Origin of the sequence: Streptomyces sp. JB150, from assembly GCF_011193355.1 — a bacterium.
Taxonomy (GTDB): domain Bacteria; phylum Actinomycetota; class Actinomycetes; order Streptomycetales; family Streptomycetaceae; genus Streptomyces.
Genome location: NZ_CP049780.1, coordinates 1,619,673 through 1,644,479 on the forward strand (window position 1 = coordinate 1,619,673; position 24,807 = coordinate 1,644,479).

20 protein-coding genes, 1 pseudogene and 1 riboswitch are annotated in these 24,807 nt (G+C 74.0%); of the genes and pseudogenes, 12 read left to right on the plus strand and 9 right to left on the minus strand.

Going from position 1 to position 24,807, the window contains the following annotated elements:
- Positions 1-17: 17 nt before the first annotated feature.
- Positions 18-230, plus strand: a pseudogene (locus tag G7Z13_RS34065) (MFS transporter); the annotation flags it as partial.
- Entirely contained in the window at positions 230-1,420 is a 1,191-nt protein-coding gene (locus G7Z13_RS07670) for an MFS transporter (protein ID WP_277347394.1), read from the plus strand. The pseudogene G7Z13_RS34065 and the gene G7Z13_RS07670, both read left to right, overlap by 1 nt.
- A 76-nt stretch (positions 1,421-1,496) precedes the next feature.
- Here G7Z13_RS07670 and G7Z13_RS07675 read toward each other — a convergent pair whose 3' ends face one another.
- The 4 genes from G7Z13_RS07675 to G7Z13_RS33575 all read right to left on the minus strand — a co-directional run bounded on the left by G7Z13_RS07675 (position 1,497) and on the right by G7Z13_RS33575 (position 5,824).
- Complete coding sequence (locus G7Z13_RS07675; protein ID WP_165997253.1) at positions 1,497-2,300, minus strand: enoyl-CoA hydratase/isomerase family protein; 804 nt, start codon at positions 2,298-2,300, stop codon at positions 1,497-1,499.
- Positions 2,301-2,437: 137 nt separating this feature from the next.
- Positions 2,438-2,659 (minus strand): helix-turn-helix domain-containing protein, encoded by a 222-nt coding sequence (locus G7Z13_RS07680; protein ID WP_043499642.1) that lies wholly within the window; start codon positions 2,657-2,659, stop codon positions 2,438-2,440.
- 376 nt (positions 2,660-3,035) lie between these two features.
- Positions 3,036-4,634 (minus strand): ABC-F family ATP-binding cassette domain-containing protein, encoded by a 1,599-nt coding sequence (locus G7Z13_RS07685; protein ID WP_165997254.1) that lies wholly within the window; start codon positions 4,632-4,634, stop codon positions 3,036-3,038.
- Positions 4,635-4,726: 92 nt separating this feature from the next.
- Positions 4,727-5,824 (minus strand): PQQ-like beta-propeller repeat protein, encoded by a 1,098-nt coding sequence (locus G7Z13_RS33575; RefSeq protein WP_240926142.1) that lies wholly within the window; start codon positions 5,822-5,824, stop codon positions 4,727-4,729.
- A gap of 266 nt (positions 5,825-6,090) precedes the next feature.
- Between G7Z13_RS33575 and G7Z13_RS07695 the strand changes: the two genes are divergently transcribed.
- On the plus strand, positions 6,091-6,504 hold the full coding sequence (locus G7Z13_RS07695; RefSeq protein WP_206313025.1) for a VOC family protein: 414 nt from the start codon (positions 6,091-6,093) through the stop codon (positions 6,502-6,504).
- 43 nt (positions 6,505-6,547) lie between these two features.
- On the opposite strand, the gene G7Z13_RS07700 is transcribed toward G7Z13_RS07695, so the two are convergent.
- The 3 genes from G7Z13_RS07700 to G7Z13_RS07710 form a co-directional block, all read right to left on the minus strand.
- Positions 6,548-7,975, minus strand: coding sequence for a hypothetical protein (locus tag G7Z13_RS07700; protein ID WP_206313026.1), 1,428 nt, complete (start codon positions 7,973-7,975; stop codon positions 6,548-6,550).
- Positions 7,976-8,204: 229 nt separating this feature from the next.
- Positions 8,205-9,332, minus strand: a complete 1,128-nt coding sequence (locus G7Z13_RS07705) for an alpha/beta fold hydrolase (RefSeq protein WP_165997257.1) — start codon at positions 9,330-9,332, stop codon at positions 8,205-8,207.
- Positions 9,333-9,602: 270 nt separating this feature from the next.
- Positions 9,603-10,358 (minus strand): class II aldolase/adducin family protein, encoded by a 756-nt coding sequence (locus G7Z13_RS07710; RefSeq protein WP_165997258.1) that lies wholly within the window; start codon positions 10,356-10,358, stop codon positions 9,603-9,605.
- A 380-nt stretch (positions 10,359-10,738) separates the two neighbouring features.
- Between G7Z13_RS07710 and G7Z13_RS07715 the strand changes: the two genes are divergently transcribed.
- Complete coding sequence (locus tag G7Z13_RS07715) at positions 10,739-11,998, plus strand: inorganic phosphate transporter (RefSeq protein WP_165997260.1); 1,260 nt, start codon at positions 10,739-10,741, stop codon at positions 11,996-11,998.
- A gap of 35 nt (positions 11,999-12,033) precedes the next feature.
- Positions 12,034-12,255, plus strand: coding sequence for a hypothetical protein (locus G7Z13_RS07720; protein WP_165997265.1), 222 nt, complete (start codon positions 12,034-12,036; stop codon positions 12,253-12,255).
- Between the two features lie 110 nt (positions 12,256-12,365).
- On the opposite strand, the gene G7Z13_RS07725 is transcribed toward G7Z13_RS07720, so the two are convergent.
- Positions 12,366-12,758: a hypothetical protein gene (locus tag G7Z13_RS07725; protein WP_165997267.1), complete on the minus strand. Its 393-nt coding sequence runs from the start codon at positions 12,756-12,758 to the stop codon at positions 12,366-12,368.
- 236 nt (positions 12,759-12,994) lie between these two features.
- A riboswitch (cobalamin riboswitch) is annotated at positions 12,995-13,070 on the plus strand.
- Positions 13,071-13,191: 121 nt separating this feature from the next.
- On the opposite strand from G7Z13_RS07725, the gene G7Z13_RS07730 reads away from it, so the two are divergent.
- From G7Z13_RS07730 to cobI, 7 genes are read left to right on the plus strand one after another with little or no spacing between them, the layout of a single operon-like run.
- The gene (locus G7Z13_RS07730) at positions 13,192-14,133 is read left to right on the plus strand and encodes a cobalamin biosynthesis protein (protein WP_165997268.1); all 942 of its coding nucleotides are present in this window, start codon (positions 13,192-13,194) and stop codon (positions 14,131-14,133) included.
- Positions 14,130-15,638, plus strand: coding sequence for a cobyric acid synthase (locus G7Z13_RS07735; RefSeq protein ID WP_165997270.1), 1,509 nt, complete (start codon positions 14,130-14,132; stop codon positions 15,636-15,638). Before G7Z13_RS07730 ends, G7Z13_RS07735 begins: the two co-directional genes overlap by 4 nt.
- A complete protein-coding gene (gene cobN, locus G7Z13_RS07740; protein WP_240926143.1) occupies positions 15,635-19,297 on the plus strand; it encodes a cobaltochelatase subunit CobN in 3,663 nt (1,220 codons plus the stop codon). Before G7Z13_RS07735 ends, cobN begins: the two co-directional genes overlap by 4 nt.
- Positions 19,294-21,282: a putative cobaltochelatase gene (locus G7Z13_RS07745; protein WP_165997271.1), complete on the plus strand. Its 1,989-nt coding sequence runs from the start codon at positions 19,294-19,296 to the stop codon at positions 21,280-21,282. Before cobN ends, G7Z13_RS07745 begins: the two co-directional genes overlap by 4 nt.
- The gene (cobO, locus tag G7Z13_RS07750; protein WP_165997273.1) at positions 21,282-21,881 is read left to right on the plus strand and encodes a cob(I)yrinic acid a,c-diamide adenosyltransferase; all 600 of its coding nucleotides are present in this window, start codon (positions 21,282-21,284) and stop codon (positions 21,879-21,881) included. The genes G7Z13_RS07745 and cobO overlap by 1 nt, the downstream gene beginning before the upstream one ends.
- Positions 21,878-23,233 (plus strand): cobyrinate a,c-diamide synthase, encoded by a 1,356-nt coding sequence (locus tag G7Z13_RS07755; protein WP_166004749.1) that lies wholly within the window; start codon positions 21,878-21,880, stop codon positions 23,231-23,233. The genes cobO and G7Z13_RS07755 overlap by 4 nt, the downstream gene beginning before the upstream one ends.
- Complete coding sequence (cobI, locus tag G7Z13_RS07760; protein WP_165997275.1) at positions 23,230-23,961, plus strand: precorrin-2 C(20)-methyltransferase; 732 nt, start codon at positions 23,230-23,232, stop codon at positions 23,959-23,961. Before G7Z13_RS07755 ends, cobI begins: the two co-directional genes overlap by 4 nt.
- Before the next feature lie 20 nt (positions 23,962-23,981).
- On the opposite strand, the gene G7Z13_RS07765 is transcribed toward cobI, so the two are convergent.
- Positions 23,982-24,710 (minus strand): ZIP family metal transporter, encoded by a 729-nt coding sequence (locus G7Z13_RS07765; protein ID WP_165997277.1) that lies wholly within the window; start codon positions 24,708-24,710, stop codon positions 23,982-23,984.
- Positions 24,711-24,807: the final 97 nt, after the last annotated feature.

Genomic DNA, 24,807 nt, shown 5'->3' on the forward strand with positions numbered 1-24,807 from the left:
TCTGTGTCGGCCAGATGATGATCGTCTTGGACCAGAACATCGTGAACGTGGCGCTGCCCGCTGTGCAGAGTGGTCTCGGGCTCTCCTCCGAGAACCTCGTCTGGGTGGTCAACGCCTACGTCATCCCGTTCGGCGGGCTCCTGCTGCTGGCCGGACGGCTCGGTGACCTCATCGGGCGGAAGGCCGTGTTCCTCACGGGGATCGCGCTTTTCGGCGCCTCCTCCGTGCTGTGCGGCATCGCGACCGGCGAGACGTCGCTGATTGCGTCCCGCTTCCTTCAGGGGATCGGTGGAGCGGAGCGATCGCCTCCGCCTGCATCCTCGGCATGGTCGCGACCGCGTTCTCCGATCGCCGGAAGCAGGCCCAGGCCATCGCCGCCTACAGTTTCGCCTCCGCGGGCGGCGGCGCGGTCGGACCACTGCTCGGCGGCGTCCTCACCGAGCTGCTCGGCTGGCACTGGATCTTCTTCATCAACGCACCGATCGGTGCCACCCTCATCCTCGTCGGCCTGCGAGCGCTGCCCGCAGACCGGGGCGAGGGCATGGGCAAGGGCACCGACTTCCTGGGTGCCGCGCTGGTCACCAGCGGAACGATGCTCTTGGTGTACGCCGTCGTGGACGCTGAGCGGGTCGGCTGGGGAGCAGCCCGGACCCTCCTGCTCGGCCCCCTGGCCCTCCTGCTGCTGATCGGGTTCGTCGTCCGCCAGGCCACAGCCGCCGAGCCGCTGCTGCCGCTGGGGCTTCTCCGCTCGAGGAGCCTGGCCGCGGCCAACATCGTCCAGTTCCTGATGATCGCCGGCATGTTCGGCCTGTTGTTCTTCGGCATGCTCTACCTGCAGCGCGTGCTGACGTACAGCGCGCTGCAGGCCGGTATCGGCTTCGTGCCCATCGCCGTGGTGATCGCCGTGGTGTCCCTCGGCCTCTCGACCCGGCTCATCACCCGGTACGGCCACCGCGCGATGCTCCTGCTGGGGCTCGCCCTCATCACCGGGGCGTTCGTCATGCTGTCGTTCGCCCGCCTCGACGGCGTCTATCTGGTGGACTTCCTCCCGGCCGGCCTCCTCATGGGGCTCGGCTTCGGCCTCGCCGCGCCGGCCATCATGGGGCTCGGCATGACCGCCGTTTCGCCGGCCGACTCCGGCATCGCCTCCGGACTGTTCAACACCACTCAGCAGATCGGGGGCGCCATCGGCCTGGCCGTGCTGAGCGCCCTCGTCGGCGCGCGCACGAACAGCCTCGTCGCCGCGGGGAAGTCCGGGGCGCAATCGCTGGTCGGCGGATACCACGCGGCCTTCCTGGCCTCCGCCGCATTCACACTGACCGCCTTGGTCATTGGCCTCGGCCTGCTCAAGGCCACGCCGTCCGCAGGCGGGAAGCGACCGACCATGGAGTCTTCCGGACAGGGCGCCGCGGTCTCCTGACCGGCCGAGGTCGCGGTCGCCCGCGCGACGCAGCCGCCCACGCGGGGTCCCCTGCGGGCGGCACGCGTGGCGGGTTTCAGTCGCCGAGGCCGGCCAGGTCGCGCAGGCGGCGGGCCTGGGCCTGGCGTTCGGCGGTGCGCTGTTCCTCGTAGGTGCGGTCCTGGGCGCCGCGCAGCAGGGCCTTGGTCTCGATGACGGCGTCGCGCGGCGCGGCCAGCAGCGCGGTGGCCAGGTCACCGACGGCGGCGTCGAGCTGGTCGCCGGGTACGGCGATGTTCGCCAGCCCGGTGGCCACGGCCTCGTCGGCGTGGACGAACCGCCCGGTGGCGCAGATCTCCAGCGCGCGGGCGTATCCGACGAGCCCCACCAGCGGATGGGTGCCGGTGAGGTCGGGCACCAGCCCGAGGCTGGTCTCGCGCATCGCGAACTGCACGTCGTCGGCGACAACGCGCAGGTCGCACGCGAGGGCGAGTTGGAACCCGGCGCCGATGGCATGCCCCTGGACGGCGGCGATGGACACGAGGTCACTCCGTCGCCACCAGGTGAAGGCCTCCTGGTACTCGGCGATGGTGGCGTCCAGCTCGGCGTCCGAGCCGCGCGCCAGGTCGAGGAACGACGGCTCGCCGTCGAAGCCCTCGGGCGTGAACGCCTGCCGGTCGAGCCCGGCCGAGAACGACTTGCCCTCGGCGCGCAGCACGACCACGCGGACGGTGCCCGGCAGCAGCCGGCCGGCCTCGGCCAGCGCCCGCCACAGAACGGGGCTCTGCGCGTTGCGCTTGGCCGGGTTGGTCAGCGTCACCGTGGCGATCGCGTCGTCGACGGTGAGCCGTACGCCGTCCTTGTCGAGTACCGGATCGATTACCGGGTCGAGCGAAGCCATGGGGCGCCTCCGATGGGTGCGGTCATCGTGAGTGCCGTGCCATGCGGCGGGCACTCCTAAGTGACTGCACAGTAACCACCCGGCCGGTCAACTCGACGACCGGGTGGCCGCCATCGAGGGCGCGGGGCCGCCCGGGATCAGGCCGACTGGGCCTTCTTGCCCCGGGTCGCCCCGCCACGCCCACGGAGCGTGACGCCCGATTCGCTCAGCATGCGGTGCACAAAGCCATACGAGCGGCCGGTCTCCTCGGCCAACGCCCGGATGCTCGCACCGGCGTCGTACTTCTTCTTCAGGTCTGCCGCGAGCTTGTCGCGCGCGGCGCCGGTCACCCGGCTGCCCTTCTTCAGAGTCTCGGCCACCCGTGCCTCCTCATGGGAAGTGCGCTCTGGTCTCCTCATGATCACCCCTCCGGGGCTTCATGGCCACCCATTCGGCAAGGTCTGTGGATGAGGGTTGTGACGACAGGAGTGCGTCCCCACAAGCGGAATCCATGATTCGACCCACCGGGTCGCATACGTCCGAACGGGTTGTTCCGTGAAGTGGCAGGTCAGAGACGCAGCGCGGCCGACCCCTTGTCGACAAAGGGATCGGCCGCGAAATCGGTGTACGACACACTCTGGGATGAGGCAATCTCACACAGATGATGGATCACGGCTGGGCCGAATGATCCATACTCCGTGGATCACCTCTTCGATCACGCCGGAGTGACGCGGAAACGGCGCCGGGGTGACGCGGTCAGGCGAGGGCGACGAGGTCGGCGTAGTCCGCGCCCCACAGGTCCTCGACGCCGTCCGGCAGCAGGATGATCCGCTCCGGCTGGAGCGCCTCGACCGCGCCCTCGTCGTGGGTGACCAGGACGACCGCGCCCTTGTAGGTGCGCAGCGCGCCGAGGATCTCCTCGCGGCTGGCCGGGTCGAGGTTGTTGGTGGGCTCGTCGAGCAGCAGCACGTTGGCCGAGGAGACCACCAGGGTGGCCAGCGCGAGCCGGGTCTTCTCACCGCCGGAGAGGACCCCGGCCGGCTTGTCGACGTCGTCGCCGGAGAACAGGAACGAGCCGAGCACCTTGCGGACCTCGACGAGGTCCAGGTCGGGGGCCGCGGAGCGCATGTTCTCCAGGACCGTGCGGTCCGGGTCCAGGGTCTCGTGCTCCTGCGCGTAGTAGCCGAGCTTGAGGCCGTGACCCTCGATCACCCGGCCGGTGTCGGGCTTCTCCACGCCCGCCAGCAGCCGCAGCAGGGTGGTCTTGCCGGCGCCGTTGAGGCCGAGGATGACCACGCGGGAGCCCTTGTCGATGGCCAGGTCGACGTCGGTGAAGATCTCCAGTGAGCCGTACGACTTCGACAGGCCCTCCGCGGTCAGCGGGGTCTTGCCGCAGGGCGCGGGCTCGGGGAAGCGCAGCTTGGCGACCTTGTCGGACTGGCGCACCTCCTCCAGGCCGGCGAGCAGCTTCTCCGCGCGGCGGGCCATGTTCTGCGCGGCGACCGTCTTGGTGGCCTTGGCGCGCATCTTGTCGGCCTGCGCGTTGAGGGCGGCGGCCTTCTTCTCGGCGTTGGCGCGCTCGCGCTTGCGGCGCTTCTCGTCGGCCTCGCGCTGCTGCTGGTAGAGCTTCCAGCCCATGTTGTAGATGTCGATCGTGGCGCGGTTGGCGTCCAGGTAGAACACCTTGTTGACGACCGTTTCCACCAGGTCGACGTCGTGCGAGATGACGATGAAGCCGCCGCGGTAGGTCTTGAGGTAGTCGCGCAGCCAGACGATCGAGTCGGCGTCGAGGTGGTTCGTCGGCTCGTCGAGCAGCAGGGTGTCCGCGTCCGAGAAGAGGATGCGGGCCAGTTCGACGCGGCGGCGCTGACCGCCGGAGAGGGTGTGCAGCGGCTGGCCGAGCACCCGGTCGGGCAGGTTGAGCGCGGCGGCGATGGTCGCGGCCTCGGCCTCGGCGGCGTACCCGCCCTTGGTGAGGAACTCCGTCTCCTGCCGCTCGTACTGCCGCAGCGCCTTCTCGCGCGTGGCGCCCTGGCCGTTCGCGATGCGCTGCTCGTTGTCGCGCATCTTGCGGATCAGGACGTCGAGGCCGCGCGCGGAGAGGATGCGGTCGCGGGCGAGGACGTCGAGGTCGCCGGTGCGGGGGTCCTGCGGGAGGTAACCCACCTCGCCGGAGCGGGTGATGGTGCCGGCGGCGGGGGTGCCCTCGCCGGCCAGGCACTTGGTGAGGGTGGTCTTGCCGGCGCCGTTGCGGCCGACCAGGCCGATGCGGTCGCCCTTGGCGACACGGAAGGTGGCGGACTCGATGAGGACGCGGGCACCGGCACGCAGCTCGATACCGGAGGCGGAGATCACGGACAGACTCCAGGGCGGATGGTGGGCGGGACGGGGGGCTCGAAGACGTTCCCGCCGTCTAATGCGCGAGGAGAATGGCCATGGGCCCCAGTCTAACGGGGTGGTGCAACCACTTTTTCTGCGTTCGGGTGTTCGGTACGGCCGCCGTACGGGCCCGGCGCGCGGTCGTTGCCGAGGGGGCGGCGGTCCGGGGCGATCCGGCCCAGGTCGTCCACGGCGACGAGCTGGGCGGTCCAGGCGGCGGACGGGCCGCAGGGCTGGGCGAGCAGCAGCGCCCGGCCGTGACCGACGGCACGTTCGGGCGCGAAGGCGCAGCCCGGGCGGGCGGGCAGCACCCAGCGCAGATCGCCGTCGGCGAGGCGGTACGCCGTGACGCGGCGCGGTGTGACGACCGCGAGCATGCCCCGGCCCAGGAGGCGCAGCACGCCGGTGCCGCCCCGCGCGCGGAGCCAGCCCGCGGCGGCCGGGAGGGCGCGGTGCCAGCGCACGCGGTGGCCGTCGGTGGCCGTGACCAGCCCGTCGTCCCAGAGCGTGATCGCCTCCCCGCGCGCGGGGAGCACCGCGAGGGGGCGCCTGCCCTCCCGGGCGTGCCGCCAGCGGAGCGCCCCGGTGCGGGGGTCCCGGGCCTCCACGGCGGCCCGGTCGATACGGGGTTCGGCCGCACCTGTGCCCGCCACGCGCGCGTGGACGGTGAGCCGGTCCCCGTAGGGGGCGGGCCGGACCTGATGGGCGCCGGCCAGGAGGGGTGCGGCGAGGGCAAGGGCGAGGGCGGCGGTCAGCAGCCGCCGGGCGGGCAGAAGCCGGGAGGCGCGGCCGGTGAGAGGGGGCGGGAGCAGGGGGTGGGCGGGGAGGGTGTGGGCCGCCGGGAGCGGGTGCGGGGCATGGGGTGCGGCGGTGGCGGCGCCGGGTGCGGCAGCGGGGGGAGACGGGACCGGCGGTCGGAGGGTGAGGCGGGGCGGGAGCACGCGCGGGAAGCGGAGGGCCACGAGGGTGTGCGGCGCCCGCCGGGCCGGGAGGGCGGGCAGAGCGCGCAGGAGCGCGGACCGGAGCAGGCCGGCGAGCCGGAGGACCGGAGGTGTCCGCAGTGGGCCGGGGGCGGCGACCGCCGGGAGGTGGACCGGGGGGTGCGGCGCCGAGGGGGTGTCGGGGTCGGCGGGCGGTTCGGCCGCCTGGTGCGGGAGGACGGCCACGGCGTTTTCCTTCGGCCCTGGAGAAGCCCGTGACGTCCTCGGGGCCTGGGGAGGCCGTCTCCGGCGACCCGCCGGCCGCGGATCAGGCGCCGAGCGTAGCCACGCGGGGGCCGCCGGGCGAAAGGCGCGGGGCGGGACACGCGGGCGGGCGGGGCAGCGTCGCTCGTTCGGCCGCGTCGTCCGGCCGGCCGGGGTTCGGGGCCGGGCCGTTGTCAGTGGCGGCTGCGAGACTGATGTGCGTGGTCGAGCACAAGGGAGTGATCGATATGGCAGGCACGGGGAACGGACGCCCGAGCATCTTCCCGACGCTGCTGTACGCGGACGCCAAGGCGGCGATCCGGCAGCTCACGGAGGCCCTCGGATTCACCGAGCTGTCGGTGTACGAGGGCGAGGACGGCGCGGTGCTGCACGCCGAGCTGGTGCAGGGCAACGGCGCGGTGATGGTCGGTTCCAAGGGCCGCGGCGGCGTCTTCGACTCGGCGATGAAGAACGCCGGCCCGGCCGGGGTGTACGTCGTGGTGGACGACGTGGACGCACACCACCGCCGGGCCGTGGACCACGGCGTGGAGATCGTGATGCCTCCGACGGACCAGGACTACGGCTCCCGCGACTACATGGCCCGGGACCTGGAGGGCAACATCTGGTCCTTCGGCACCTACGCCCCGCAGATACCGGCCTGAGCGACCGCCCCGGCCACCGCCCGGGCCGGTCCCGGCCACCGTCTCAGCTGCCCCCGGTGTGCACCTGGAAGGCCGCCCGCCGCACCGCCTTGGCCAGGGCCGGGTCGGGGTGGGCGGCGGCCAGGGCGACCAGCACCTGCACGGTGCGGGGGTGGCCGACGGCGCGCACCTCGTCGAGCAGCGCGGGCACGGTGGGCTGTACGGCGGACTCCAGATGCCGGACGAGCAGGGGGGCCTCGCCGTGGTCGGCGAGCGCGGCGGCCGTGTCGACCCACAGCCAGGTGGCCTCCTCGCGGGTCAGCACCTCGTGGGCGTCCTCGGGGTCCTTGCCCTCGTGCTCGGCGAGCCACAGCAGCGCGTAGGGGCGCAGCGTCGGCTCGTCCAGTACGGCCCGTACGTCGGGCTCGGCGGGGGCGCCGACCACGCGCAGCGCCTCGAAGGCGAGGCCGCGCAGCAGGGCGTCGTCGCCGCGGGCGGCGTCCAGCAGCTCGGTGACGGCGCTGCCCACCGGCCGGGCGGCGAGCCAGGCGCGGTACTCGGCGCGGGCAGCGTTGGGCCGCAGCTGGGCGCAGCCGCGCAGCATGTCCTCGGCGGCGGCCTCGATGTTCCCGGCGGGGCTCTGCGCGGCGACGCAGATCTGCTCCAGCTTCACCCACACCGCCCAGCTGCCCAGCGGGGTGAGGGTGGCCTGCCCGTCGCCGCAGGTGAGGGCGCCGACGGAGGCGAGGGCGTGCAGGGCCCAGTCGAGCAGCGGGGCGAGTTCGGCGTCGGCGGGGGCGGCGGGTTCCGTGACGCCGGGGGCGGGCGCGGGGCCGGCGGGTTCGCGCTGCGGGCCGTAGGGGACCTCGCAGCGCGCGGTGCGCAGTTCCCGAACCCGCTGCTGGAGCAGGTCGAGCAGTTGCTCGACGGGGACGGGTCCGGCGGACAGCTGGAGGAAGGAGAGCACCTGCGGCATGGCCGAGACGACCTCGGCGACGGCGGCGGGCTCATGGTCGGCGGGCTCCGGATAGGCGAGCGACCAGGCGTCGAACAGGGCGACCCAGCCGCGCAGCACGGCGGTGTCGTCGCGGTCCCAGGCGCGCAGCCGCCAGCCGGAGCGGGCGCTGTCGCCGTGCACCTCGACGAGGCCGGCCAGCCGGGCCGTGTCCCAGTCGGCACGGACCTGGGCGGGTGTGAGGCCCAGCTCGGCGGCCGCGCGTTCGGCGGTCGCGTCGGCGAGGGTGGCCTTTCCGTCGGAGCTGCCGACGGATCCGCCGGGGCGCAGGGCGGTGTCGGCCCAGCGGGCCACGCGGGCGGCGCCGGCCAGCCTGGAGCGTGCCATTCCGGCCAGTTCGGAGGGGGCCGGGGTGCCCTCCGGAGGGCGCGGTGCGGGGCGGCGCGCGGGCCGCTGGTTCATCGCTCGGGGGGCGGCGGCCAGGGGTCGTGGGCGGACGAGTCGAAGCCTGGAGTCGCGCGGGATACGGGACGTCACGGGTGCAGTCTTCCGGTTGACGGTCCGAAAACCCAAACGGAATGTCACGCGGGGCTACGGGACTGGCCAAGGGGCTGGGGCCTGCAGGGGCGGAAGGCCGTGAACCGGACAGTGGTACGGCGTTAAACGGAATCTCCGCGACCGGATGACGAAGGGGGCGTTTCAGACAGATGGCCGAAGAGTGTCGGGCAGGTGGCCGGGGCCGCGCGACGGTCCCGCGGCGGCGGTCTCACATCAGGGGGGTGAGGAAGCGGCGGAGGGCTTCCTCGTAGGCCGTGGGGTCGGCGTTCCACATGGCGCCGTGCGGGGCGCGCGGGACCGTCTGGAGGGTGACCAGGCCGGGGCGGCGCGCGGCGAACCGCCGGGAGAACTCCCAGGGGGCCACCGCGTCGTCCGGGCCGTGGAAGATCAGCACCGGGATCGTGAGGCCGTCGGCCCGCGCGGCGTCGCCGGCGCGGTCGCCGAGCAGGCCGGTGCGCCCCTGGGCGGCGCGCACCGCGAGCGGCAGGAGGGCGCCCGGGGTGCGGCGCGCTGAGGCCAGGGCGCGCAGGGTGGACTCCCAGTGCAGCACCGGGGAGTCCAGGACGAGCCCGGCGATCCGGTCGCGGACGGCGGAGTGGGCGGCGGCGCGCAGGGCCATGGTGGCGCCGGTGGACCAGCCGTGCAGGACGACGCGTGCGGCGCCGTAGCGGGTGGCGTAGCGGATCGCGGCGTCCAGGTCGCGCCACTCGCTCTCGCCGAGGTGGCTCAGGCCGTCGGCGGGCCGGGGCGCGCCGAGGTCGCCGCGGTAGGCGACGTCGAGGACCGGGAAGCGATGGCGGTGCAGGAACTCCATGACGTTCATGGGGTGTTCCCGGGTGGCGCCGAGGCCGTGCACGGTGATGACCCAGGTGTCCCGGTCGCCGGGCACGAACCAGGCGGGCAGGCCTCCCAGCTCGCCGGGGATGTCCACGTCGGCGTGGTCGAGGCCGAGGGCGGAGTGCGGGTCGCCGACGTACGCGTTCGGGGTCAGCCAGACCTTGTCGCCGGGCTCCAGGGTGCCGTGGGTGACGCGGTGCAGCCGTCGTACGACGGTGTCGGCGGGGTGCGGGGTGGCGTCCAGGAGGGGGCCGACGACCGCGTGCGTCCCGTCGCCGGCCAGGCCGTAGGTGCCGGGGCGCAGGGAGGCGAGGTGGCGGGTGAGGGTGATCTGCCCGGCGGCCGTGCCGTGCACGGTGAGCCGGGGTTCGGTGGGCAGCGGGCGGCCCGGCGGCGCCTTGAGCGCGGCGTCGCTGGCGAACCGGCCGGCGGCCACCGCGGCGGCACCGGCGACTGTCAGGGCGGTGACGGCAGCGGCCGTCGCTTTGACAGGGCGCACGGGTCCAGTGTCCGGGCGCGGAGGGCGCAGGGCCAGTGGGCGGCGGGTTCCGGGTGACGGGCGTGGCCGTTCCACCGCCGGGAGCGCCCGGCCGGCTCGCGCTGTCACGCGGCGGCCGCGGCCGTGCCGTACCCGCAGCCGTGCCGACGCCACGCCGTACCTGCGCGCCCGCCGCCACGCCCCACCCGCCGTCACGCCCCACCCGCCGCCACGCCCCACCCGCCGCCACGCCCCACCCGCCGTCACGCCCCACCCGCCGTGGCGCCGGTGTCAGCTCCGCTGTCCGTAGCCCCTCAGTCGTTGCGCGACCTCGTCGAGCCGGCCTTCCGACAGCAGGGTCGGGGTCAGGCCCGCCACGGAGGAGGCGGTGAGCCAGAGACGGCACATCCACTCCAGCTGGGCGGTGCGGTCGTAGGCCTGGTCGAGGGTGGCGCCGTAGGTGATCGTGCCGTGGTTCTGGAGGAGGCAGCCGGAGCGGCCGTCGAGGGCGCGGAGCATGTTCTCGGCCAGCTCCTCGGTGCCGTAGGTGGCATACGGGGCGACGCGGACGGGTCCCCCGAGCGCGGCGGCCATGTAGTGGATCAGGGGCAGCTCGGCAACGAGGGTGGAGACGGCCGTCGCGTGGACCGCGTGGGTGTGGACGACGGCGCGGGCGTCGGTGTGGCGGTAGACGGCGAGGTGCATGGGCAGTTCGCTGGTCGGGACGAGGGTGCCGCGGACCTGCCGGCCGTCGAGGTCGACGGCGGTGAGGTCGGCGGGTGTCAGCCGGTCGTAGGGCACGCCCGACGGTGTGACCAGGACGATGTCCCCGGTCCGTACGGACACGTTGCCGGAGGTGCCGACGACCAGCCCGTCGGCGACGGTCCGCCGGGCCGTCGCGACCAGCACGTCCCAGGCGCGGGCCTCCTCCTCGCCCGCGCCGCTCCCCCGCGGCCGCGCCCCCTCCCGCACGCCCTCGGTCGCGCCCTCCGGTGCGCCCTCGTGGCCGCCTCGTCCGTCCCGCCGGTCCTCTCGCTGCTCAGCCATGGCGCGATCCTGCCAGGCGGAGGCGGGGCGGGCGCCCGGCCGGGGCACGGCAGGCCGAAAGCCGACGGTGGCAGCGGCAGCGACAGTGGACAAGGAGAAGAGGAAGGCGGCGACCTGCGGGTGACAAGAATCTCTTCGGCGGGCCCGCGGACCGGCCGAGGGGATCCGCGAAAGGGCTCCCCTCAGGGGCGCCGGCCGCCCGGCGGCCGTGCGGCGCAAGGCCTCGGGGGCCCAGGGGAGCTGATCGTTCCGCCGACGAATCGACGGCGGAACCACGGTCCCCCTTCAGTGACACCGTGACGCCCTTCCCAGTTCACCTTTCGTTCACCTGGGTTACCTACGTTCGACCAGCCAACGACCTCGAACGATTGCCTGGGTAAATGGAAGGCATCTCGCTGATCCTCGCGATTGTGGTGATAACCGCTCTCGCGTTCGATTTCACGAACGGTTTCCACGACACCGCCAACGCGATGGCCACCACCATCTCGACCGGTGCGCTCAAGCCGAAGATCGCGGTGGCCATGTCCGCCGTCCTCAACCTCGTCGGCGCCTTCCTCTCGGTGGAAGTCGCCAACACCATCTCCAAGGGCCTGGTCGACGAGAGCGGCATTCGTCCCGAGGTCATCTTCGCGGCACTGGTCGGCGCCATCCTGTGGAACCTGCTGACCTGGCTGGTGGGACTCCCGTCCTCCTCCTCGCACGCCCTGATGGGCGGCCTCATCGGCGCCACCGTCGCCTCGGCGGGCTTCGGCGCCGTCCACGGCGACGTCCTCGTCACCAAGGTGCTCATCCCCGCGATCGCCGCCCCGCTGGTGGCCGGCATCGCCGCGATGATCGCGACGCGGCTGACCTACACGCTCGGCAAGAAGGCCGACGGCCAGGCCTCCGCCAAGGGCTACCGGGCCGGGCAGATCGCCTCCGCGGGCCTGGTCTCCCTCGCCCACGGCACCAACGACGCCCAGAAGACCATGGGCATCATCACCCTCGCCCTGGTCGCCGGCGGCACCCTCGCCCCCGACTCCGACCCGCCCATGTGGGTCATCCTCTCCGCGGGCATCGCCATCGCCCTCGGCACCTACCTCGGCGGCTGGCGCATCATCCGCACCATGGGCAAGGGCCTCACCGACCTCCAGCCGCAGCAGGGCTTCGCCGCGCAGACCAGCGCCGCGACGGTCATCCTGGCCTCCTCCCACCTCGGCTTCTCCCTCTCCACCACGCACTCGGTCTCCGGTGCGGTGATGGGCGCCGGTCTCGGCCGCAAGGGCGGTGTGGTCCGCTGGTCCACCGCGACCCGCATGTTCGTCGCCTGGGGTCTGACCCTGCCGGCCGCCGCGCTGGTCGGCGCGCTCGCCGAGTGGGTGACGAACTTCGGTGACTGGGGCACCGCGCTCGTCGCCGTCTTCCTGGTGACCTCCAGCTTCGCCATCTGGAAGATCTCCCGGCGCGAGATCGTCGACCACACCAACGTCAACGACGTGGACGACACCGACGAGGCGGAGTCGCCCGGCGTGGTCACCACCGCCATGGCCGCCGTGACCCCGCCGCCCACCGCGGCCGTGGCCGAGGAGCTGGCCGCCACCATCCCGGCCCCCGCCGGGGCCACCGACCCGGACCCGAAGCCCACCCAGGCCGCGGTCTGAGCCCCGCGCACCCAGGTACGTAAGGAATCAGCAGCATGAAGATCGACTGGGCGGCCCTCGGTTCCGTCTTCGGCGTGAGCCTCGTGGTCACCGTGGCCCTCGTGGCCCTCTTCACCCTCGGCATCACCGGCCTCTCCCGCCGCGAGCGGGCGGCGGAGCGGGGCGGCACGGCCGCCCTCGCGGTCACCGGCGCGTACGCGTGCTTCGCGGCGTGCGCGGCGGCGGTGGCGTACGGGATCTACCTGATCGTGGCCTGAGCCGCCGCGCTCCCGCACACGGCGACACGTACGGCAGCACCAACACGGCACGGCGACGGGCGGTGCGGGGACGAGGTTCCCCGCACCGCCCATCGCCGTTTCCGGCCCGGTCACCCGTCCCCGTCACCCGTCCCTGTTTCCGGTCCCGTCAGGGGCAGGGCGAGTCCGTGACCGCTCCCGCGTCGCGGAGGATGCGCGGGTTCCTCCGGGGTGTACGAGGTCCAGCGGCGGCACAGGGTGTCGTGCCAGGTACCGGGGTCCAGGGGGATGGCCGGCCGGGAGTCGGCCTGGTGGACGGTGAGGCGGTCGGCCGTCAGCCGGAGGTCCTCCGGTTCGGCGGTGAAGGGGGTGAAGTAGGGCTCCTTCGTGTCCCCGGACCGCCACAGGGTGAGTCCGTTGTCGCCCAGGGCCCGGGTCAGCAGGGTTCCGTCGTCCGCCAGCGTCCCCAGCCACACGGGTCCGGCCGGCTCGACGGCCGGTGCCGGGCGCTCGCCGGTGTCCACATCCCAGCGCTGGAGCAGTCGTCCAGTTCGGTGACGACCGTGCGTCCTCGTGGAGCGAACACCATCGCCCCCGCGTCCCCCGCAACCGGCTTCACGGAAGGCCACCCGCACGGGGAGGAGCCTGGGGCGGGGACCGGTCATGTGGGGTTCTGCACACTCCCCCCTCGCAGGTCAACGGCAAGTTGACGGCTGTTCCGGCCCCGTGGTGGACTGCCGGAGCCATGTACGGCGGCAGGAGAGGAAGCCCGGTGCGAATCCGGCGCGGTCCCGCCACTGTGACCGGGGAGGAACGGCCCCGGGAGCCAGGAACTCTCACCGCCGGTCTCGTCGAACCAGGGCGTGGACACCCTGAGTGAGGACATAACGCGATGCTCGGCTGCCGATCGAGGAACTCCAGAAGGCTCCTGCCCGTCCCCGCGGCCGGCTGAGTCCCATGCGTGCCGATCGCGTCCACGCGTACGGCGCCGCCGCCGGTCTTCTCGGTGATCTGCTCCTCGGCGATCCGCGCCGCGGGCATCCGGTCGCCGCGTTCGGGCGGGCCGCGGCCGCCGTCGAGCGTGTCCTGTACCGGGACGACCGGGGCCGGGGCGCCCTGCACACCGCGGTGTGCGCCGGTGGCGCCCTCGCCGTCGGGGCTCTGGCCGCCCGTGCCGTACGGTCCTCCCCCGCCGCCTCCGTCGCGCTGACCTCCGTCGCCACCTGGGCCGTCGTCGGCGGGACGTCGCTCGCGCGCGAGGCCACCGCGATCGGGCGGGCGCTGGAGGCGGGCGATGTCGAGGCCGCCCGCGCCCGGCTGCCGCATCTGTGCGGGCGCGATCCGCAGGCGCTGGACGCCGACGGCATCGCCCGCGCGGTCGTCGAGTCGGTCGCCGAGAACACCTCCGACGCCGTCGTGGGCGCCCTGGTGTGGGGTGCCGTCGCGGGCGTGCCCGGACTGCTCGGGTTCCGGGCCGTCAACACCCTGGACGCCATGGTCGGTCACAAGTCGCCCCGCTACCGGCGCTACGGCTGGGCCTCCGCCCGCCTCGACGACGTCGCCGGGTGGCCGGGGGCGCGGCTGACCGCCGTGCTCGCCGCGCTGTCGGGTGACGATCCGCGCGGTGCCGTACGCGCGTGGCGGGCCGACGCCCATCGGCATCCGAGCCCCAACGCCGGGCCCGTGGAGGCCTCGTTCGCGGGGGCGCTCGGGGTGCGGCTGGGCGGCACGTTGTCGTACGGGGGGCGCGTGGAGCACCGGCCGGTGCTGAACGGACAGGGGCGCGCCGTCCAGGTCACCGACATCCGGCGGGCCGTACGGCTCTCCCGGCGGGTGAGCTGGCTGGCGCTCGGCGTGTGCGCGGGCGCACGCCTCATCGGGAAGGGGCGTAAGCGATGAACGGCGGTCTCCTCGTCGCCGGTACCACCTCCGACGCCGGCAAGAGCGTCGTCACGGCCGGGATCTGCCGGTGGCTGGTGCGGCAGGGGGTCAAGGTCGCGCCGTTCAAGGCGCAGAACATGTCCCTCAACTCCTTCGTCACGCGCGAGGGAGCCGAGATCGGCCGGGCGCAGGCCATGCAGGCGCAGGCCTGCCGGGTCGAGCCGACCGCGCTGATGAACCCCGTGCTGCTCAAGCCCGGTGGCGAGCAGAGCAGCCAGGTGGTGCTGCTGGGCAAGCCGGTGGGCGAGCTGAGCGCGCGCGGCTATCACGGCGGGCGGCAGCAGCAGCTGCTCGGCACGGTGCTGGACTGTCTCGCCGAACTGCGGGGCACGTATGACGCGGTGATCTGTGAGGGGGCCGGTTCGCCCGCCGAGATCAATCTGCGGCGGACCGACATCGTCAACATGGGCATCGCGCGGGGTGCCGGGCTGCCCGTGCTCGTCGTCGGCGACATCGACCGGGGCGGTGTGTTCGCCTCCTTCTTCGGGACCGTCGCCCTGCTGTCGCGCGAGGACCAGGAGCTGGTCGCCGGGTTCCTCGTCAACAAGTTCCGCGGGGACGTCTCCCTGCTGGAGCCCGGCCTGGACATGCTCCACGGCCTGACCGGGCGGCGGACGTACGGCGTGCTGCCGTTCCGGCACGGCCTGGGCATCGACGAGGAGGACGGACTGCGCGTCTCGCTGCGCGGCACCGTGCGCGAGTCGAACACCGCGCCGCCGGTCGGCGAGGACGTGCTGCGGGTCGCCGTGTGCGCGATCCCGCTCATGTCCAACTTCACCGACGTGGACGCGCTCGCCGCCGAACCCGGTGTCGTGGTGCGGTTCGTGGACCGGCCCGAGGAACTGGCGGACGCGGACCTGGTGGTCGTGCCGGGCACGCGCGGCACCGTGCGCGCCCTGGAGTGGCTGCGCGAGCGCGGGCTGGCGGACGCGCTGCTGCGCAGAGCGGCCGAGCACCGGCCCGTCCTCGGCATCTGCGGCGGCTTCCAGCTGCTCGGCGAGCACATCGAGGACGACGTCGAGAGCCGCCGCGGCCACGTCGACGGGCTCGGGATCCTGCCCGTGCGGGTGCGGTTCGCCCGCGAGAAGACCCTCACCCGGCCGAGCGGGGAAGCCCTCGGCGAGCGGGTGGCGGGCTACGAGATCCACCACGGCGTCGCTGAGATCCTCGGCGGCGAACCCTTCCTGGACGGCTGCCGGGTCGGCCAGACCTGGGGCACCCACTGGCACGGCTCCCTGGAGTCGGACGGCTTCCGCCGCGCCTTCCTGCGCGAGGTGGCCGCCGCCGCGGGCCGCCGCTTCGTGCCGGCCCCGGACACCTCCTTCGCCGCGCTGCGCGAGGAACAGCTCGACCGGCTCGGCGACCTGATCGAACAGCACGCGGACACGGACGCGCTGTGGCGGCTCATCGAGTCCGGTGCGCCGCAAGGACTGCCCTTCATCCCCCCGGGAGCGCCCGCATGAGCACTGACACTGGCACTGTGTTGTTGTTGTCGACCGCCGACACCGATCTGCTGGCGGCCCGTGCCTCCGGCGCGCCCTACCGGATCGGCAACCCGACGCGCGTCGACGTCGCCGAGGACCTGCCGGCGCTGCTCGACGGCTCCGACATCGCCGTCGTACGGCTGCTCGGCGGCAAGCGCGCCTGGGAGGACGGGCTCGCGGCGCTGAAGGCCTCCGGCATCCCGACCGTGCTGCTGGGCGGCGAGGCGGTGCCGGACGCGGAGCTGATGGCCGAGTCGTCGGTGCCCGCCGGTGTGGTGGCCGAGGCGCTGAAGTACCTGGTCGAGGGCGGGCCCGCCAACCTCACCGAACTCGCCCGGTTCCTGTCCGACACGGTGCTGCTGACCGGCGAGGGCTTCGCGCCGCCGCAGCGGATGCCGGAGTACGGCGTGCGCGGCGAGCGTCCGCTCGCCGAGGGCCGCCCGACCGTCGGCGTGCTCTTCTACCGGGCCCACGAACTGAGCGGCAACACCGCCTTCGTCGACACCCTCTGCGACGCGATCGAGGCGCAGGGGGCCAACGCCCTGCCCGTGTACTGCGGTTCGCTGCGCGGCGCGGACCCCGGCCTGTACGAGATCCTCGGGCGGGCCGACGCCCTGGTCGCGACCGTGCTCGCCGCGGGCGGCACCCACGCCTCGCAGGCCTCGGCGGGCGGCGACGAGGAGTCCTGGGACGTGGGCGCGCTCGCCGAGCTGAACATCCCGGTGCTGCAAGGGCTCTGCCTGACCTCCTCGCGGGCCGCGTGGGAGGAGTCCGACGCGGCGCTGTCCCCGATGGACGCGGCGATGCAGGTCGCGATCCCCGAGTTCGACGGCCGTCTGATCACCGTGCCCTTCTCCTTCAAGGAGCAGGGCGCGGACGACGTGCCCGTGTACGTCGCCGACCCCGAGCGGGCCGCGCGGGTGGCCGGGATCGCCGTACGCCACGCCCGGCTGCGGCACAAGCCGAACGCGGACAAGCGGATCGCGCTGGTCTTCACCGCGTACCCGACCAAGCACTCGCGGGTCGGCAACGCGGTCGGCCTCGACACGCCCGCGTCGGCGGTCCGGGTCCTGGACGCCCTGCGCGACGCCGGTTACGCGGTCGAGGGGTACCCCGACAACGGCGACGAGCTGATCCACCGCCTCATCGAGGCCGGCGGCCACGACGTGGAGTGGCTGACCGAGGAGCAGCTGGCCGCCGCGCCCGCGCGGGTGCCGCTCGCCGACTACCGGGCGTGGTTCGAGAAGCTGGACCCTCAGCTGCGCGAGGCCATGCGGGAGGCGTGGGGCGAGCCGCCGGGCTCCCTGTACGTCGACGGCGACGACATCGTGCTGGCGTCCCTGCGGTTCGGGAACGTCATCGTGATGATCCAGCCGCCGCGCGGCTTCGGCGAGAACCCGATCGCGATCTACCACGACCCGGACATGCCGCCGTCGCACCACTACCTGGCGGCCTACCGCTGGCTGGAGAACAGCTTCGGCGCGGACGCGATCGTGCACATGGGCAAGCACGGCACGATGGAGTGGCTGCCGGGCAAGGGCCTCGGCCTGAGCGGCGGCTGCGCGCCGGACGCCGTCCTCGGCGACCTGCCGCTGGTGTACCCGTTCATCGTCAACGACCCCGGCGAGGGCACCCAGGCCAAGCGGCGCGGCCACGCCACGGTGGTCGACCACCTGGTGCCGCCGATGGCCCGCGCCGACACCTACGGCGACCTGGCGAAGCTGGAGCAGCTGCTCGACGAGTACGCGCTGGTCTCCGACCTGGACCCGGCGAAGGCCCCGGCGGTCCGCGCGCAGATCTGGACCCTCGTCAAGGCCGCCGAGCTCCACCACGACCTGCACGTGGACGAGCAGCCGGACGACGACGAGTTCGACGAGTTCGTCATGCACATCGACGGCTATCTGTGCGAGATCAAGGACGTGCAGATCCGCGACGGCCTGCACATCCTCGGCGGCGGCCCGGTCGGCGAGCCGCGCGTGAACCTGGTGCTCGCCGTGCTGCGCGCCTCGCAGGTGTGGGGCGGGCAGGCGAACGCGCTGCCGGGCCTGCGGGCCGCGCTCGCGGCGCACTTCGGGCTGGACGAGAAGGAGCTGCTGGCCGAGCCGGGCGCGCCGGTGAAGGTGCCGGTGGAGCTGACGGACCTGGTGGACGGTCCCGCGCGGACGGCCTCGGACGCGATCGACCTGCTGGAGCAGCTGTGCCAGCGGATCGCGGAGGGCATGGAGGAGCGCGGCTGGGACGTCTCCGAGAGCACCGCTCTCGTCCGGGACGTGCTCGGCACGGAACTGCCCGACGCCGTCGCCGTGCTGGAGTTCGCCTGCACGGAGGTCGTGCCGCGCCTCGCCCGCACGACGGACGAGATCGGCCACATCCTCCGGGCACTGGACGGCGGTTACGTTCCCGCGGGCCCGTCCGGCTCCCCGACCCGCGGCCTGGTCAACGTCCTGCCGACCGGCCGCAACTTCTACTCCGTCGACCCCAAGGCGATCCCGTCCCGGCTCAGCTGGGAGGTCGGGCAGTCGCTGGCGGACTCGCTGGTGCAGCGCTACCTCGCGGACAACGGGGAGTACCCGAAGTCCGTGGGCCTGACGGTCTGGGGCACCTCGGCCATGCGCACCCAGGGCGACGACATCGCCGAGATCCTGGCGCTGCTGGGCTGCCGCCCGGTGTGGGACGAGGCGTCCCGGCGCGTGACCGGCTTCGAGGTCATCCCCCTGACGGAGCTGGGCCGGCCCCGCATCGACGTCACGGTGCGCATCTCCGGCTTCTTCCGGGACGCGTTCCCGCACGTGGTGGGGCTGATCGACGACGCGGTGCGGGCGGTGGCCGAGTTGGACGAGCCCGCCGAGTCCAACTACGTGCGCGCGCACGTGGACGAGGACACCGCCGGACACGGCGACCGGCGGCGCGCCACGGCCCGTATCTTCGGCTCCAAGCCGGGCGCGTACGGCGCCGGTCTGCTGCCGCTGATCGACGCGCGGAACTGGCGCTCCGACGCGGACCTCGCCGAGGTGTACGCCGTCTGGGGCGGCTACGCCTACGGGCGCGGGTTCGACGGGCGGGCGGCGCGCGGGGACATGGAGACGGCGTTCCGGCGGATCGCGGTCGCCGCGAAGAACGTGGACACCCGCGAGCACGACCTGGTCGACGCGGACGACTACTTCCAGTACCACGGCGGCATGGTCGCCATGGTCCGGCACCTGACGGGCGCCAACCCCGAGGCGTACGTGGGCGACTCGGCCACCCCGGACCAGGTGAAGACGCGGACGCTGGGCGAGGAGACCCACCGGGTCTTCCGCGCCCGCGTGGTCAACCCGCGCTGGATGGCGGCCATGCGCCGGCACGGCTACAAGGGCGCCTTCGAGATGGCGGCGACCGTGGACTACCTGTTCGGCTACGACGCCACCGCCGGGGTCGTGGACGACTGGATGTACGAGAAGCTGAGCGCGGAGTACGTCTTCGACCCGGAGAACCGGGACTTCATGAAGCAGTCCAACCCGTGGGCGCTGCGCGGCATCACCGAGCGGCTGCTGGAGGCGGCGGACCGGGGCCTGTGGGCCGAGCCGGACGCGGACACGCTGGAGCGGCTGCGCGCCACCTATCTGGAGCTCGAAGGCGACTTGGAGGGCGACCGGTGACCACCCCCTTTCCTTTCACGGCCGTGGTCGGCCAGGACGATCTGCGGCTCGCGCTGCTGCTGAACGCCGTGTCCCCGGCGGTCGGCGGTGTGCTGGTGCGCGGCGAGAAGGGCACCGCGAAGAGCACGGCCGTCCGTGCCCTGTCGGCGCTGCTGCCCGAGGTCGCCGTCGTGCCCGGGTGCCGGTTCTCCTGTGACCCGGCCGCCCCGGACCCCGGCTGCCCGGACGGGCCGCACGAGCCCGGCGCGGGTACGGCGCGTCCCGCGCGGATGGTCGAACTCCCCGTCGGCGCCTCCGAGGACCGGCTCGTTGGCGCCCTCGACATCGAGCGGGCGCTCGCGGAGGGCGTGAAGGCGTTCGAGCCGGGCCTGCTCGCCGACGCGCACCGGGGGATCCTGTACGTCGACGAGGTCAACCTGCTCCACGACCACCTGGTCGACCTGCTGCTGGACGCGGCGGCGATGGGCGCGTCGTACGTGGAGCGCGAGGGCGTGTCCGTGCGGCACGCGGCGCGCTTCCTGCTCGTCGGCACGATGAACCCGGAGGAGGGCGAGCTGCGTCCGCAGCTGCTCGACCGGTTCGGGCTGACCGTGGAGGTCGCCGCCTCGCGGGAGCCGGAGCAGCGGGTGGAGGTCGTGCGCCGGCGGCTCGCCTACGAGGACGACCCGGCCGCCTTCGCCGCGCGCTGGGCCGACGAGGAGGCCGCCGTACGGCAGCGGATCGTCGCGGCGCGTCGGCTGCTGCCGCAGGTGCGGCTCGGCGACGGGGCGCTGCGGCAGATCGCGGCGACCTGCGCGGCGTTCGAGGTGGACGGGATGCGCGCCGACATCGTGATGGCGCGCACGGCGACGGCGCTGGCCGCGTGGGCGGGCCGCACGGACGTGCTCGCCGAGGACGTGCGGCAGGCGGCGCTGCTGGCGCTGCCGCACCGGCGCCGGCGCAATCCCTTCGACGCGCCGGGCCTCGACGAGGACAAGCTGGACCAGACCCTGGAGGAGTTCTCCGGGGAGGACGACGAGGATCCCGATCCGGGTCCGGACGGTCCCGGCGGGGGCGGTGGGGAGCCCGCTCCCGACAGCGGCCCGCAGGGCGGTGACACCGCCGCGCGCCCCGAGGCCGGGGAGGGCGGCGAGCCGCAGCCGTCGGGCGCGGGTGAGCAGTCCGCCGCGCGGGCGGCCGAGCCGTTCCGGACGCGCGTGCTGAGCGTGCCCGGCATCGGCGAGGGCGCGGCCGGGCGGCGCTCGCGGGCACGGACCGAGCACGGGCGCACGACCGGCGCGCGGCGCCCCCAGGGTGCGCTGACCAAGCTTCACCTGGCGGCGACCGTGCGGGCGGCTGCCCCGCATCAGCGGGCGCGCGGCCGGTCGGGGCCGGGCCTGGTGGTCCGCCGGGACGATCTGCGGCAGGCGACCCGTGAGGGGCGTGAGGGCAACCTCGTGCTGTTCGTGGTCGACGCCTCCGGCTCGATGGCCGCCCGGCAGCGGATGAGCGCCGTGAAGGGTGCCGTGCTGTCGCTGCTGCTGGACGCCTACCAGCGGCGGGACAAGGTGGGTCTGGTGACGTTCCGCGGCACGTCCGCCGAGGTCGCGCTGCCGCCCACGTCGTCGGTGGACGCCGCCGCCGCGCGGCTGGAGTCGCTGCCGACGGGCGGCCGTACGCCGCTCGCGGCGGGGCTGCTGAAGGCGCACGACGTGCTGCGCGTGGAGCGGCTGCGGGACGCCGCGCGCCGGCCGCTGGTCGTGGTGGTGACGGACGGGCGGGCGACGGGCGGACCGGAGCCGGTGGCGCTGGCCGGGCGGGCCGCGCGGCTGTTCGCGGCCGAGGGCGTGGCGTCGGTGGTCGTGGACTGCGAGTCGGGGCCGGTGCGGCTGGGGCTCGCGGGGCAGCTCGCCGCCGAGCTGGGCGGTACGGCGGTGACGCTGGACGAGCTGCGCGCGGACAGCATCGCCGGGCTGGTGAAGGACGTGACGAGGAGGGCCGCGTAATGCCGCAGGGACAGCCGAGTGTCATTCCCGACGACGGTCTGACGACCCGTCAGCGGCGCAACCGGCCGCTGGTGGTCGTGCACACCGGGGTCGGCAAGGGCAAGTCGACGGCCGCCTTCGGGCTGGCGCTGCGCGCCTGGAACCAGGGGTGGCCGATCGGGGTGTTCCAGTTCGTCAAGTCGGCGAAGTGGAAGGTCGGCGAGGAGCGGGCGCTGCGCGTGCTCGGCGACTCCGGCGAGGGCGGGACCGTCGCCTGGCACAAGATGGGCGAGGGCTGGTCCTGGGTGCAGCGCGACGCGCAGATGGACAACGAGGAGAAGGCCCGCGAGGGCTGGGAGCAGGTCAAGCGGGACCTGGCGAACGAGACATACAGGCTGTACGTGCTCGACGAGTTCGCGTACCCGATGCACTGGGGCTGGGTGGACACCGACGAGGTCGTGCAGGTGCTGCGGGACCGCCCCGGCACCCAGCACGTCGTCATCACCGGGCGCAACGCCCCGCAGGAGCTGGTCGACTTCGCCGATCTCGTGACCGACATGTCCAAGGTGAAGCACCCCATGGACGTCGGGCAGAAGGGGCAGAGGGGCATCGAGTGGTGAACCCCTCCTCGTCCGTCCCCCGGCTGGTGGTCGCCGCGCCCTCGTCGGGGAGCGGCAAGACCACCGTCGCCACGGGGCTGATGGCCGCGTTCGCCGCGCGGGGGCTCGCCGTGTCCCCGCACAAGGTCGGGCCGGACTACATCGACCCCGGCTACCACGCGCTCGCGACCGGGCGGGTGGGGCGCAACCTCGACGCGTACCTGTGCGGTCCTGAGCTGATCGGGCCGCTGTTCGCGCACGGCGCGCGCGGCTGCGACCTCGCGGTCGTCGAGGGCGTGATGGGGCTGTACGACGGGGCGGCCGGGGAGGGCGAGCTGGCGTCCACCGCGCAGGTGGCGAAGCTGCTGCGGGCGCCGGTGGTGCTGGTGGTGGACGCCTCGTCGCAGTCGCGGTCGGTGGCCGCGCTGGTGCACGGCTTCGCGTCCTGGGATCCCGAGGTGCGGATCGGGGGCGTGATCCTCAACAAGGTCGGCTCGAACCGGCACGAGGCGCTGCTGCGGGAGGCGCTGGACGCGTCCGGGGTGCCCGTGCTGGGGGTGCTGCGGCGGGCGCCGCAGGTGGACACGCCGTCGCGGCACCTGGGTCTGGTGCCGGTCGCCGAGCGGCGTACGGCCGCGGTGGAGGCCGTGGCGGCGATGGCCGCGCAGGTCGAGGCGGGGTGCGATCTTCAGGCGCTGGCGGGGCTGGCGCGCAGTGCGGGCGCGTTGTCGTGCGAGGAGTGGGAACCGCCGGTGATCCCCGGCCGGACCCGCCCCGTGGTCGCGGTCGCCGGCGGTGCGGCGTTCACGTTCTCCTACGCCGAGCACGCCGAGCTGCTGAGCGCCGCCGGGGCCGAGGTGGTGCCGTTCGACCCGCTGCGGGACGAGGCGCTGCCGGAGGGCACGGCGGGGCTGGTGATCGGCGGCGGGTTCCCCGAGGTGTACGCCGGTGAGCTGGCCGCCAACGAGCCGCTGCGCGAGGCGGTCGGCGCGCTGGCGCGCTCGGGCGCGCCGGTGGCCGCCGAGTGCGCGGGGCTGCTGTATCTGTGCCGGGAGCTGGACGGGCAGCCGATGTGCGGGGTGCTGGACGCCTCCGCGCGGATGAGCGAGCGGCTGACGCTGGGCTACCGGGACGCGGTGGCCGTCGGCGACAGTGTGCTGGCGGCGGCCGGGACCAGGATGCGGGGGCACGAGTTCCACCGCACGGTCGTCGAGCCCGGCGCGGGGGCCGCCCCGGCGTGGGGGGTGCGGGCGCCCGTGCGGCGCGTCGAAGGTTTCGTACAGCGCGGTGTGCACGCGAGTTATCTGCACACGCACTGGGCGTCCGAGCCCGGTGTCGCCCGTCGGTTCGTGGAGAGGTGCCGGACGTCATGAGCAGCAGGCTGGTCGGGGTCGGGGTCGGTCCGGGCGACCCGGAGCTGGTGACCGTGAAGGGCGTGAACGCGCTGCGCGCCGCCGAGGTCGTGGTGGTGCCCGTGATGGACACCGGCGAGCGCGGGCGCGCGGAGGCGACCGTGCTGCACTACGTGCCCGAGGACAAGGTCGTCCGGGTGGTGTTCGCGCTGAACGAGCGGACCGACCGGGGGCGGCGCGAGGCGGCCTGGGACGCGGCCGGCGAGCGGGTCGCGGAACTGCTGCGGGCGCGGGGCGCGGTGGCGTTCGCGACCATCGGGGACCCGAACGTGTACTCGACGTTCACGTATCTCGCGCAGACCGTGGCCGCGCTGGTGCCGGGCACGGTGGTCGAGACGGTGCCCGGGATCACCGCCATGCAGGACCTCGCGGCGCGCTCGGGTGCCGTGCTGACGGAGGGCACCGAGCCGCTGACGCTGGTGCCGGTGACGGCGGGCGCGGCCGTGCTGAAGGACGCGCTGAACGGGCCGGGGACGGTCGTGGCGTACAAGTTCGGGCGGCAGGCCGCCGAGGTCGCCGAGGCGCTGCGCGAGAGCGGGCGGCTCCAGGGCGCCGTGTGGGGGTCGGCGCTGGGGCTGCCGGAGGAGTCGATCCGGCCGGCCGCCGAGCTGGACGGGGCGCCGCTGCCGTATCTGTCGACGCTGATCGCGCCCGCGCCGCGGGACGGCGGACGGGGCGGGAAACTGTGAGCCGCCGGCCGGGCGGGCCGTCACTCGGCGATGCCGACCACCAGCCAGATGAACGCGGCGCCCGCGACCGTGCACAGCAGGGTCGAGCGGGCCGGGTGCTCGTGGTGGGCCTCGGGCAGGATCTCGGCCGCCGCGAGATACAGCAGCGCGCCGCCGAAGAACCCGAGATAGCCGCCGAGCAGCGGTTCGGGCAGGCTGAACAGCAGCGTGGAGGCGGCTCCGGCGACGGGGGCGACGGCGTCCGCGACCAGCATCGCGACGGCGCGGCGGCGGGCGTTGCCGTAGACGGTCGCGAGCGTGAAGGTGTTGAAGCCGTCCGCGAAGTCGTGGGCGATGACGGCGAGCGCGACGGCGACGCCCATGCCGTGGCCGACCTGGAAGGCGGCGCCGATGGCGACGCCGTCCATCGCGCTGTGGCCGACCATCGCGGCGGCGGCGGTCAGACCGACCTCGGGGGTCCGCCCATCGTGTTCCTCCGCGCCGTGCGCGGCCTGCCGGGCGGCCAGCAGACGTTCCACCAGATGGGCTACGAGGAAACCGGCCACGAAGAGCAGCAGGGCCGCCGGGACGCCGTGCACCTCGGTGCCCGCCGCGGTCAGCGCCTCCGGCAGCAGGTCGAGGCCGACGACGCCCAGCATCAGGCCGCCGGCCAGGCCCAGCACCAGGTGGCGGCGGTCGGTCACACGCTGCGCCGTCCAGCCGCCGGCCAGCGTCATCAGGAACGCGCCGAGCGCGACGAGCACCGCCATGTGCCCTTGCTACCGGATCGGCGGCGGGTCGCGCACGTACGACCCGGCCCGCGGTGAACCCGCGTCGCCCGCACCCGTTCGACACGTCCTGCGACAC